Consider the following 11,435-nt stretch of genomic DNA (forward strand, 5'->3'; position numbering starts at 1 on the left):
TTGATGATGTCTACTTTCTTTATAAATTCTTTTGAGAATCCTTTGAGTTTCTCGGCTTAAATCTCTAATAAATCTCATAAGTCTCTTGTTTTCTTGACTTTTGTTTTAGCTTATTCTACTTTTTATTATGTGTAATTTATTTTACATAAGCACTTAAGTCTGCTTTTCATAGCAAACAAACATTATCTTTTCAACTGAGGTGTTTCGCTCCAGAAAACGTCTAGTTTCAGCAACTGCAATTTTTGCTGCTTTCTCTACCGGGAACCCATAGGCTCCTGTACTGATAGATGGAAATGCTACGGTTTTTATTTTATATTGCTCTACCAAAGCAAAGCAATTGCGATAGCACTGAGCCAGCACTTTATGTTCTTCATACCTGCCACCTTCCCATACTGGTCCAACCGTGTGAATAACCCACTTTGCTGGGAGGTTGTAGCCCTTTGTTATTTTGGCATCGCCTTCCGTGCAAACCTTCAGTTGTAGACATTCTTCCTCAAGCCCTAACCCAGCAGCACGATGGATAGCTCCACAAACCCCACCACCAGCCATTAGGGATTCATTCGCAGCATTGACGATGGCATCCACTTGTTGCTGAGTAATGTCGCCTTCTATAACCTCTATTCTTTCACGCATCAGCTTGTTATTCATCCAATACTCATCCAACCTGGAGAATATAGATTTTCCGGCTGGCTCATAAACAATTGTATTTCCCTGATTTGGTAAAGGTTGGATATGTTTTGTTTGCCCTGAAGCAATCGTTATTGGAATAAAACCAGGGTCAAAAGCAACACAGGTTCCATCACGGCGATAATGCAGACAGTAATTGCATCCTTTATAATTGTTCATTATCACTACTTTGGATCAAAAAGAACAATGTATGCCAGTGACTGGATTTTGATACTATCATAGCCCTGTTAATTTAGATACTTTGCATATTTAACAGCCTAGTTGCTGCTTAAAAGGGACTCCTTAACAGAATTATGAGTTGCATCAGCAACACTGTTTGTAAATACTTTAATTTGTTTGGGTTATTAACAAGTTATATTAAAATTATTTTGCAAAGTAAATTCCAAACAGCTAATCTATTGACTTCGAGACAAATTCAGAAGCTATAAAGCATCGCTTCATTTACCTCATAACTATGTGTTTCTATGCAACAGAATTGAACCATTTTTGAATTTGATTCGCAGATTTGAATAAGATGAGCGGCACGAAGCACCAAGATAGATAATAAAATTTCAGCGTGATAAAATTTTTAGGCATTGATTTGGGATGGCGATCGCAACCCAGTGGATTATGCTGCCTCGCTTGGGAAGATGGGCAGTTGCATCTGCTGGATTTAGATAGACTCGAAACAATCGAAGAGATCCTTAACTGGATTGATACTTGGGCACCCGCACCAGAATCGGCGATGATTGCCGTCGATGCCCCGACACTGATTCCCAACACCACTGGGACGCGACTACCTGATAAACTTACCCACAAATATTTTGGTCGTTATCACGCGGGTTGCTACCCTGCTAATCTAGGACTCCCCTTCGCCCAACGCACCGTAGGATTTGGACTCAGCCTCAAATCCCGTGGATTTGCTCACGCACCAACGATCGAACCCCAACAACCGGGACGCTATCAAATCGAAGTATTTCCCCACCCAGCCATCGTAAATTTATTCAGCTTAGAGCGGATTCTTAAATACAAAAAAGGAAAACTAGCAGAACGTCAAATAGAACTCATAAAACTCCGCCAGTATATTGTAAATAGCCTACCCAACCTGACACCAAAACTAGATGTCTCTTCTGCCTCTTCCTCTCTGCGTCCTCTGCGTCTTGGCGGTTCGTTTCTCTTAGAAATCCCCAGTACCCTTGCCACCTTTAAAGCCTTAGAAGATAAGCTAGATAGTCTCATCTGTGCCTATGTAGGCGCTCATTGGTGGTACTGGGGATTAGAAAGAAATCTGGTGCTGGGAGATGACACCACCGGATATATTGTCGTCCCCAAGAATCGTTTTGAGTTTTAAATTTTGAATTAATAACTCAAAACTCAAAACTATCTAAGCCCAAAGAATCAGCCCCAATTCGTAGGGGCTTGATAGATTGTCGTGTTTTGGCAAAACCCGTAAAGAGAAACCCTGCAAACCACTGGAGGTATAAAGAATATCAACAGTGTAAATACTACATCCTTGTTGATCTTTGCCTTGGTAATCCATCACTACGGGAATGCCGTTGACAATTTCCCCATCGACACCAACTGCACCCTGATAAAGTTCAACTTGAACATCATCGGAGCTGAGTTCCCCCAGATTAACCCGCGCTTTGACGCTAACGGTTTGGTTGACCATAATCCCAGCCGGTTCAGAGACATCAACTTCTTCGATTTTGATGTTGTACCATTGCTCGAAGATTCGTTGCTTCCAGGCGGCTACATCCTTGGCGGGGGCGTAGTTGTCTGCGGTCATCGTAGAGTAGCGATCGCTCGCTGGGAAATATCCCCGCACTGCATACTCCCGCACCATCCGCGACGTATTGAAGAACGGACAATTCAATCGAATCGAATCCTTCATTTTGGCAGTCCACTTGCGGGGAATTCCAGCACCATCCCGGTTATAGAATAGCGGCACGACTTCCTGTTCTAGCAAGTCGTACAAAGCATTCGCTTCCACATCATCTTGATAATTGATGTCTTCATAGTCTTCTCCGTGACCGATGGGCCAGCCAGTGCGGACATAATCTGCCTCATCCCACCAGCCATCCAGCACGCTCAGATTCGGCAAACCATTCATTGCAGCTTTCATCCCACTGGTACCAGATGCTTCTCGCGGACGCCTGGGAGTGTTCAACCAAACATCACAACCCGCCACCATTAATCGGGCAACATAAGTGTCGTAGTCCGGGATAAACACCACGCTGGCATTCATTCCTTCATCCCGCGAGAAATGAATGATATCCCGGATCAGTTCCTTCCCAGGCATATCCTTGGGATGAGCTTTTCCAGCAATGACGAATTGCACCCGCCGATTTGGATCGCCCAACAAGATTTTCTTGATCCGGTCTAGGTTCCGCAAAAACAGAGTTGCCCGCTTATAAGTCGCAAAACGACGGGCAAACCCGATTGTTAGCACCGTTGGATCTAATACTTCCTGCGCTTGGTCAATCTCAGAGGGAGAAGCACCGCGATCGCGCAACTTTCTCACTAGGCGATCGCGCACAAACACCACCAGTTCTGACCGCTGACGCTCGTGATTGCGCCACAACTCCTCATCTGGAATCGACTGCACCCGCTCCCACAACGGATCGTCTACTGGCGCGTCAGACCACTGAGGGCCAAGGTAGCGGTCATACAGCTCCTGCGTTGACTTCGCTACACAAGTGCGGGCGTGGACTCCATTCGTAATCGCGGTAATCGGCACCTCATTGAGTGGAAAATCTTTCCAGAGACTCTGAAACATCTTCCGCGACACCAACCCGTGCAGCTGAGCAACCCCATTGACAAAGCTCGATGTCTTCATCGCCAGTGCTGCCATGCTAAACGGTGACGCCAAATCCCCAGTGTCCTCCCGTCCTAAGCCGAGAAACTCTTCGTGGGAAAGTCCGTAAATATCGGCATAGTGCCCCACGTAATAAAGAGCCTTATCCGGGGGGAACAAATCGAACCCAGCAGAGACAGGCGTGTGAGTCGTGAAAACTTGACTTGCTTGCGCCACTTGTTTAGCGGCGGCAAAATCCAGTTTCTCTTCCTGCATCAGCATCCGGATGCGTTCCAGAATCAGAAACGCTGAGTGACCTTCATTCAGATGGTAAACAGTGGGTTTGTATCCCAGCGCCTTCAGCATCCGGAAGCCCCCGATGCCCAACATCATCTCCTGGTGAATCCGCATATCCAAGTCACCACCATACAGCTCGTCGGTGATGTCGTGGTCGTAGGGATTGTTCGGCTCAATGTTGGTATCGAGCAGGTATAGGGGCACTGTGCCCACTTGCACGCGCCAGACACGGGCATAGACGGTGCGCCCTGGATACTCTACAGAAATCCGCAGTTCCGAACCGTCAGGATTGCACTCCGGGTGCAATGGCATATTGTAGAAATCGTTAACCGGATAGCGTTCCTGCTGCCAACCATCGGCATTGAGGTACTGGGCAAAATACCCTTCCTGATAGAGTAAGCCGACGGCAACCAGCGGTAAGCCTAAGTCACTGGCTGATTTAAGATGGTCTCCCGCGAGAACGCCCAAGCCACCAGAGTAAATGGGCAGGCAGTCGGTTAGACCAAATTCCGCGCAGAAATAGGCATAACACTCCTGGGTGCTGAGGACGGAGGACTGAGGACTGAGTGAGGAAGCAGAAGAATTTTCTTGTTTCTTCTCAGTCCTCTGATCGTTCACCTCATTCCTGTGTTTGCGATACCACGTCCGTTCTTGCAGGTAGTCGTCTAGCTGGCGGCTGGCTCGTTCCATGTGGGCAACAAAGCCTTCATCTTCAGCAACTTCTTGTAGCCGCGCTTGAGAAATAGTTCCCAGCATTAGCACTGGATTGTGACGGCTGGATTCCCACAAATCGCGGTCTAGGCGGCGAAATAACTCTTTAGTTTCAAAGTTCCAATCCCAATGCAGGTTATATGCCAGTTTTCGTAAGGGTTCTAGTCTTGACGGCAAGGCGGGGGAAACGTTAAATGTCCGAATCGGCTGCATTGACAAAGCCTCTAAAGTCTTAATAGAGCTATTGTGTACTCACTTCCGCTACAAGTTGGATGCTCTTTATACTCTTCTTTTGGACTGGAAATGTTGATCCCTTTATCCAGCTAGCTGCCCTTAGCAAGCTGCCGCTTTCAATCCAAAATCCTGGTTTTTCCAGGGAATATTGAGAAAATTTGTTTAGAAAAGCGCTCCTAGCACGGGAGCGATCGCCTAAAAGCGGTGAACATCGCGTCTCTTGCAACGCTGCCCTTGGGCACCATTAGTGGCATTTAGTGGCATTCGCGTGTTTATCCTCCTGGCGTCCAAACACCTTAGCTATCTGGGATCGCACCCTAGCAAGGATTTCAGTATTTCCCGGGTTCTGCAATTTCCTTGATTTTGAGCTAGGGAAAAGTTAAAACCCAGGAACCGGGTGCGATCTCGTGGTATAACAACTAAGCGATCGCTAGGGAAACTTCGCGCTCTGGCAATCGTCAGAGCAGTTTAAGCAGCTCAAACGACGGCTGGACTGACCGCTTGAGGTCAACAATCACTCCAGACTCAAGGCAAAAATGAAGCAATATTTCGGTATTATGAGAAAGTTGTTCTGCCTTTAAGGCAGCAACATTCAGCCTTTCCCGTCTGGAGTAGATATCGGTATGGTGACTCTCAAAATTGTCGTTTATATAGTCGTTGCCTTCTTCAGCCTGCTCTTTGTGTTTGGATTTTTGTCCAGCGATCCTTCCCGTAACCCAAAACGCCGGGATCTGGAATAAACAGCGATCGCTTTATGCCTCAGGCCGATGTCGGGGCAGCAGTCCACTGCGAGGCACCCTACTCAGAGTGCAGTTGAGGATAGGCATTGGTGCTGTCCGCTCAACTCCTGTTGCTAGAAGATGCCCCAACCAGTTCCGCCGCCCCCACCGCCTGCGATTATCAACACGTTGCCGCCAGAGGATGTCACTTCTCTAGCTGTCTCCGCTCAAACAATTGCATCGGATTCCCAGCGAACCCTGCAACCTGAGACCCTTGCTGCCCCGACGCAGCCGGAAACGTTTGCGCCGGAGTCTTCTTCCTCGCTCTCTGTAATTTCTATCCCCACCAGAAAAGCTGCCCCCCTTGGTGCCCCAATTTCAGTGGGTCATCCAATCGTCCGGAATCGGAGTGGTAGGGAAGAAGCATCTGTGCAGACAGACCAGAATGATGATGACCCTGCATTATCAGCACAACGGCTTCGCCCTTACGCATACCCAGACCAGGATGTTCCGAACGTTGCTGAATTTGATGCTTCGTCGGTAGAAAATCAAGAGTCAGAACCTAGGGAAGAGAACGCTGAAAGTCAGGCTGCGATCGCAAAAGAACGCACAGAAACTCCTCCTGTGTTGCAAAAGCAGCTGCCGAGTGTCGATCAACAGCCTCCAGAACCCTCAGAATCTCCGGAATCTCCGGAATCTCCGGAATCTTTGCCGAGTGAAACTCCGATAGAGTCTACTCCTCCAGCGCCCGTGTCGGAAGGTGAGCCTTGGCCTGAAGAGGAATTGGCACCTGCACCGGCATCAGCGCCCGCACCGGCACCTCCGACTTCAGAAAATCAACCAGCACCCGCTCCCGCCCCCGGTACGACGCCACCTACGACTTCTGGCGGTACGGGAGGCGTCGTGGAATTAACTTCTGACCAGCAAGAATACGATGTAGATCGACAAGTCGTTACAGCAGAAGGCGATGTTGTCTTGCGCTACCAGGGTGCGGTAGTAGATGCGGATCGGCTACAGGTAAACTTGCCAAATCGCGTTGTAGTGGGCGACGGGAATGTCGCCATGACGCGAGGAGAACAAGTGCTGCGGGGCGATCGCGTTGAGTATTATTTTGCCCAGGATAGCGGTTTCCTCTTAAATGCCAGTGGCGAGATTTACCAGCCTTCAGCAGGGGCAGATTTTTCGAGTCCTTTACCCAATGATGTCAGTGCTGCGGCTGCGTCAGTGCGACCGTTAAGCGATCGCATTACCGCCAACCAACCCGTCTCGAATATCACCAGTCCTGGCGGCTACGGACTGGTCGTTGGGGCTAGCCAGAACATCCAAAACCAGCAGCCGTTTCAGGAAGGGGGCGCAATTAACCGGCTGCGCTTTCAAGCCGACCGGGTGGATTTCGACGCTGAAGGAGCTTTTGCTACCAATGTTCGCCTAACCAACGATCCCTTTTCGCCACCAGAACTTGAGGTACGGGCAGATACAGCCAGATTTAGGCGGATTTCGCCCCTGGTAGATGAAATTACCACCACCCGCTCCCGCGTCGTTTTTGACCAGGGTTTTTCGATCCCAATTTTTCAAGATCGCAGAGTAATTGACCGGAGCGAAACCGAACCGGGTCTCGTCACGTTCGGGTATGATGCTGAAGACCGAGGTGGTGTGTTTGCGGAACGAACCTTTCAACTGATTTCTACCAACCGCGTGCGATTGCGCGTCACCCCGCAATATTTTCTTCAAAAAGCGGTTTCTGAGGGGAGCTTCCTCGATCCTTCCGTGTTTGGTCTCAGGACTAGACTAGATGCCACCCTCAGTCCCACCACAACCTTGAGAGGGTCGGCTGTTTTCACCAGTCTAGATCCCGAAGAGATCGCAGACGACCAGCTAAGAGCGAGCCTGCGGCTGCGCCAGATTATCGGCACCCGTCTACCCCATACCTTAAATTTAGAATATAGCTACCGCGATCGCCTGTTCAACGGCTCCCTCGGCTATCAAACGGTCCAGAGTAGTTTAGGCGCAGTTCTGACTTCTCCGGTCATTCCCTTAGGGAATACTGGCATCAACCTCACTTATCAAGCGGGTGCCCAGTTCATCAACGCAGATACAGACCGTTTAGACTTGCTCGAACCAGGGCAAACCAACAATCGCGTCAGTCTCAGTCGCTATCAAGCCAGTGCCTCCCTCAACCGCAACTTTTTACTTTGGCGGGGTAAAGGGTTGCCTGCCACCCCCACCGAAGGACTGCGCTACACACCCGTGCCAGTTGTTCCCTATGTACTATTAACGACGGGCGTCACCGGCGTTTATAGTGGTTACAGTAGTGGGGATAGCCAGGAATCCCTGAGCGGGAGCATTGGGGTGCAAGGACAATTCGGTCATTTCTCCCGACCTTTTTTAGATTACACCGGGTTTAACGTTACCTACTCTCAAGTTGCTCGTGGTGGTATATCACCTTTCTTATTTGACCGCCTCGTGGATACCAACGTCCTTTCCGCGGGCATTACCCAACAGATTTATGGCCCGTTTCGCCTGGGTTTTCAAACCTCGGTCAATTTAAATACTAAGGAGAACATCAGCACCGACTACTTTCTGGAATACAGCCGCCGCACCTACAACATCGTCCTGCGCTACAACCCTGTTTTGGAGCTGGGTTCCATCAGTTTTCGGCTTAATGACTTTAACTGGTTGGGTACTCCGGAACCGTTCCCTGGCTCTGGTGTGCGTCCAGTCGTGCAAGGGGTTTCTCGTTAGAAACTGAGTGCAATGCTTTAAATAAAAGCCCCAACCGTTGCATGCGGTTGGGGCTTTTATTTATTTAGCCCGTACAGGCGGGCACTTTTTATACCAGCGAACCTTTAGTCTATGGGTTTCGGTTGCTTTTTTTTAACCTTCTTTTGCCGCTGCTTCACAGCCGTAATCGCATGGTCAGCAGGGAATCCGATCAATGGAATCACCTGATATTGCCGCTCTTGTTCAAGCTTTTTCAATTCCGTGTAATCGACCCAGTGGATACAATCGACCGGACAGGTGTCAATGGCTTCTTGAATGACTTCTTCCGAGTCTCCATCCTGCCGAACTACACGCGATCGCCCATAATCTGGCTCAATATAAAAAGTATTGCGAGCAACATGGGCACAGTGCTTGCAGCCAATACAGGTTATTTCATCAACATAGACGCCTTTTTGCCGCAGGGTGCCACCCAACTCCGGCTCCAAACCCGAACGTTCCGGGGCATCCCGCCAAATACCACCTAACTCTGGCTCCAAGCCAGAACGTTCGGGAGTTGGCTGTTCAGGAGTTGGGTAATCAGACATTAGGCACTCCAGCGCTGCACTACTAGGCGGATTGAACCATCTTCATTCTGTTTTTGCTCGGCAACTTGGAAGCCCTGCATTGCAGATTCTTTGACAACCGTGTGGTAAGCATAACGCTGAGTCACTCGGTTGAGAAACCGCTCTACAGAACCCGTTTGCTGCCAATACTGTAGGTCAGCAACAAGTTCGTATTCCTGACCGTTCCAACGAAAACCGATGTCATAACCATTTTTTTGCTCAATGGCAACATCAGCCGTAAGGGTTTGACCGCGATAGCCGCGCACTGTTTGCGGGCCAGATTTCCAATCTATTCCTAAGTCGGTCAAAGCGGCTTCTAACGAGACAAGATTGCGGATTTGAGTTTTGATGTTGCTAAAGTGTGACATGACGATTTTTTCAAATAAATTAAGTTGGACTCAAAAAAAAAACTTACCTTACCACTCGCTATAAGTTGCCCCGGCTGTCGCCGTCGCACTCTGATGAATCACTGAGGCAAAAAATTCAGAAGTCGGTTCCTGAGTTAGTACCAGACCCAATTGGGCTTCAATAGCGGCAGTCACTTCGGCACAGGATTTCCCAGTAATTCCGGTGACTTTCTCCTGCACCCGACCATCCGGATAAATGATAAACTCTAGCGTTTCCATGCTCATTGGTTAGGGATTGCTCAAGTTATGCGGCGGCACGAACCATACTGCTGATGCTGCCGGATAAGACATCTTTCTTAGAACTGACTCGCTGGGATATTAATAAATTAATGTTGCTCAAATGTTGAGCAATTGAGTCACAACGAGTTAAAACGTAACAAAACTTAATTAATTAGGCGAGTCTTACTTTGATTATTTGTCAGTGTCGCTTAACTTTACATCTGCGTCAAGATAGAGAAATTATCCGAAATTGAGCAAAAAAGCCAACAGACTTCTTGAGCGATCGCTCAAGCTCTCAAAAGTGAACGAACCGGCGCGTCCAGGAGCCTGGATAATTAAAGTTTGTTCAATTGCAAGAAGACGCTATGAGTGCAGAGCAAGTCACAGGTTCAATCAACTCCCCAACCCCCATTCGAGTGGGCGTCTTAGGCTTTGGTGGACTGGGGCAGGCTGCCGCCAGAGTGCTTGCGCCAAAACGCGAGATGATCTGGGTTGCAGCTGCTGACCAGAAAGGCTATACCTACGCCGCCCAAGGGTTAGATCCAGATGCCAGCATTGCGATTTACCAAACAAGGGGTTCTCTTGGCTATTTAGAGCCGACAGGCACCCTCAGCAGCCAGAGCATCCAAGACTTAATCGAACGAGCTAAGCCGGTAGATGGATATTTCCTGGCACTGCCTAATCTGCCCAACACCTTTATGGCGTCCGTCGCGCGGCAATTTATTCAATCTGGCTGGCGGGGGGTTCTGGTAGACGCCCTGAAACGTACCAGCGCTGTCGAGCAGCTATTGGATCTGCAAGAGGAACTTCTTGCAGCAGGAATTACTTATCTGACTGGCTGTGGGGCGACGCCTGGGTTGTTGACGGCAGCCGCGGCTCTTGCTGCCCAAAGTTATGCCGAAATCCATAGCGTCAAGATTACGTTTGGGGTAGGGATTGCAAATTGGGAAGCCTACCGAGCGACGATTCGGGAAGATATTGCCCATCTACCCGGATACGATGTGGAGCGCGCCAGAGCCATGAGTGATGCCGAAGTGGAAGCATTGCTGGATCAAACCAACGGCATCCTGGCTCTGGAGAATATGGAACACGCTGATGATGTGATGCTAGAGCTAGCTGGAATTTGTCCGCGCGATCGCGTTACGGTCGGCGGCGTCGTTGATACCCGCAATCCCAAAAAACCACTCAGCACGAATGTCCAAGTGACAGGTCGCACCTTTGAAGGCAAGATTTCTACCCATACCTTCACCCTTGGCGATGAAACCAGTATGGCAGCCAATGTCTGCGGCCCTGCCTTCGGCTATCTCAAAGCCGGAGTCGCACTCCATCGTCGAGGCATCTACGGTTTGTTGACCGCCGCCGAAGTCATGCCGCAGTTTGTCAAGTAGTTAACAGGTTGAAAATGGGTACGTTAGCAGGTTGATTACACTTCAACCTGCTTCAACCGTCAAACGTTGGGACTTTCAGGCAAAAAAGATTCCTGTGCCTGTTCCTCAACATCCAACATTGGGGTCTGGATGACAAAGGGGAGACAGGCTCCCATTAAGCCTCGCTTAATTCGTTCTGGCGTCTCTGGAAATACAACAAACAAAGGATATAGCTTGTCAGCGCCCTCGCTGAAAATGTGTTGATGGCGAGGCGGCATTAACCACTCATATTCTTTGTCCAGCCACACTTGGGTCTGCCGCCAGCGACTCAACAAGTCGGAGAAGTCTTCTTGGGGACGGTGAATAAAGACAAAAATCTCCACCCCCATTTTGATTTTCCATTCGGGGTCACACATTAAAATTGCCACATCACAGGGCAAACGAATGGCTTCTCCTCTAGATGTAACAACGCTAGCGCTTTCTGCTTTAGATAAGGCATGGCGAATCCGCACCACCGGCAAAGGAATGGCGATCGCGCTCTCCTCAGACCGGCGCATACTAGGAATCATCTCCAGATAAGGTCGGTGCTGCTTGAGCAATGCGATCGCTCCAGACAGGTTACTGTACTCCGCCAAGCTAGCTTCGTAATAGGATTGCTTAACAAACATATTTTGATTTTAAATTTTCAATCTTAG

10 protein-coding genes are annotated in these 11,435 nt (G+C 49.1%); 4 read left to right on the forward strand and 6 right to left on the reverse strand.

The features are described 5' to 3' along the window. Positions 1 to 153: 153 nt before the first annotated feature. On the reverse strand, positions 154 to 846 hold the full coding sequence (locus NDI34_RS26365) for an O-acetyl-ADP-ribose deacetylase (RefSeq protein ID WP_348234307.1): 693 nt from the start codon (positions 844 to 846) through the stop codon (positions 154 to 156). 400 nt (positions 847 to 1,246) lie between these two features. Here NDI34_RS26365 and NDI34_RS26370 point away from each other — a divergent pair, with 400 nt between their 5' ends. After that, positions 1,247 to 2,017, forward strand: coding sequence for a DUF429 domain-containing protein (locus NDI34_RS26370; RefSeq protein ID WP_348234310.1), 771 nt, complete (start codon positions 1,247 to 1,249; stop codon positions 2,015 to 2,017). A 33-nt stretch (positions 2,018 to 2,050) separates the two neighbouring features. Here the strand turns inward: NDI34_RS26370 and glgP are convergent, their stop codons facing one another. Beyond that, the gene (gene glgP / locus NDI34_RS26375) at positions 2,051 to 4,684 is read right to left on the reverse strand and encodes an alpha-glucan family phosphorylase (protein ID WP_348234308.1); all 2,634 of its coding nucleotides are present in this window, start codon (positions 4,682 to 4,684) and stop codon (positions 2,051 to 2,053) included. Between the two features lie 644 nt (positions 4,685 to 5,328). On the opposite strand from glgP, the gene NDI34_RS26380 reads away from it, so the two are divergent. Both NDI34_RS26380 and NDI34_RS26385 read left to right on the forward strand, forming a co-directional pair. Next, positions 5,329 to 5,445, forward strand: a complete 117-nt coding sequence (locus NDI34_RS26380; protein ID WP_190413836.1) for a photosystem II reaction center protein I — start codon at positions 5,329 to 5,331, stop codon at positions 5,443 to 5,445. Between the two features lie 120 nt (positions 5,446 to 5,565). Next, a complete protein-coding gene (locus NDI34_RS26385) occupies positions 5,566 to 8,166 on the forward strand; it encodes a DUF3769 domain-containing protein (protein WP_348234309.1) in 2,601 nt (866 codons plus the stop codon). Positions 8,167 to 8,270: 104 nt separating this feature from the next. On the opposite strand, the gene NDI34_RS26390 is transcribed toward NDI34_RS26385, so the two are convergent. The 3 genes from NDI34_RS26390 to NDI34_RS26400 are packed head-to-tail and all read right to left on the reverse strand — an operon-like array spanning position 8,271 to position 9,373. Beyond that, a complete protein-coding gene (locus tag NDI34_RS26390; protein ID WP_190532652.1) occupies positions 8,271 to 8,729 on the reverse strand; it encodes a ferredoxin in 459 nt (152 codons plus the stop codon). After that, positions 8,729 to 9,115 carry a DUF1257 domain-containing protein gene (locus NDI34_RS26395; RefSeq protein WP_190413833.1) on the reverse strand — a complete coding sequence of 129 codons (387 nt, stop codon included), beginning with the start codon at positions 9,113 to 9,115 and terminating at the stop codon, positions 8,729 to 8,731. Before NDI34_RS26395 ends, NDI34_RS26390 begins: the two co-directional genes overlap by 1 nt. A 48-nt stretch (positions 9,116 to 9,163) precedes the next feature. Beyond that, the gene (locus NDI34_RS26400; protein ID WP_190413832.1) at positions 9,164 to 9,373 is read right to left on the reverse strand and encodes a DUF2997 domain-containing protein; all 210 of its coding nucleotides are present in this window, start codon (positions 9,371 to 9,373) and stop codon (positions 9,164 to 9,166) included. A 365-nt stretch (positions 9,374 to 9,738) separates the two neighbouring features. Here NDI34_RS26400 and NDI34_RS26405 point away from each other — a divergent pair, with 365 nt between their 5' ends. Continuing rightward, on the forward strand, positions 9,739 to 10,761 hold the full coding sequence (locus NDI34_RS26405; protein WP_190436256.1) for a saccharopine dehydrogenase-like oxidoreductase: 1,023 nt from the start codon (positions 9,739 to 9,741) through the stop codon (positions 10,759 to 10,761). Positions 10,762 to 10,820: 59 nt separating this feature from the next. On the opposite strand, the gene NDI34_RS26410 is transcribed toward NDI34_RS26405, so the two are convergent. Further along, a complete protein-coding gene (locus tag NDI34_RS26410; RefSeq protein WP_190689584.1) occupies positions 10,821 to 11,408 on the reverse strand; it encodes a hypothetical protein in 588 nt (195 codons plus the stop codon). Between the last annotated feature and the right edge of the window lie 27 nt (positions 11,409 to 11,435).

Source organism: Trichocoleus sp. DQ-U1, from assembly GCF_039961925.1.
Taxonomy (GTDB): Bacteria; Cyanobacteriota; Cyanobacteriia; order Cyanobacteriales; family FACHB-T130; genus FACHB-T130.

Excerpts from the sequence above, each read along its gene's own strand:
- NDI34_RS26400 (WP_190413832.1), bottom strand. The coding sequence starts at position 9,373 with ATGGAAACGCTAGAGTTTATCATTTATCCGGATGGTCGGGTGCAGGAG.
- glgP (WP_348234308.1), bottom strand. The coding sequence starts at position 4,684 with ATGCAGCCGATTCGGACATTTAACGTTTCCCCCGCCTTGCCGTCAAGA.
- NDI34_RS26390 (WP_190532652.1), bottom strand. The coding sequence starts at position 8,729 with ATGTCTGATTACCCAACTCCTGAACAGCCAACTCCCGAACGTTCTGGC.
- NDI34_RS26385 (WP_348234309.1), top strand. The coding sequence starts at position 5,566 with ATGCCCCAACCAGTTCCGCCGCCCCCACCGCCTGCGATTATCAACACG.
- NDI34_RS26380 (WP_190413836.1), top strand. The coding sequence starts at position 5,329 with ATGGTGACTCTCAAAATTGTCGTTTATATAGTCGTTGCCTTCTTCAGC.
- NDI34_RS26410 (WP_190689584.1), bottom strand. The coding sequence starts at position 11,408 with ATGTTTGTTAAGCAATCCTATTACGAAGCTAGCTTGGCGGAGTACAGT.
- NDI34_RS26365 (WP_348234307.1), bottom strand. The coding sequence starts at position 846 with ATGAACAATTATAAAGGATGCAATTACTGTCTGCATTATCGCCGTGAT.
- NDI34_RS26395 (WP_190413833.1), bottom strand. The coding sequence starts at position 9,115 with ATGTCACACTTTAGCAACATCAAAACTCAAATCCGCAATCTTGTCTCG.
- NDI34_RS26405 (WP_190436256.1), top strand. The coding sequence starts at position 9,739 with ATGAGTGCAGAGCAAGTCACAGGTTCAATCAACTCCCCAACCCCCATT.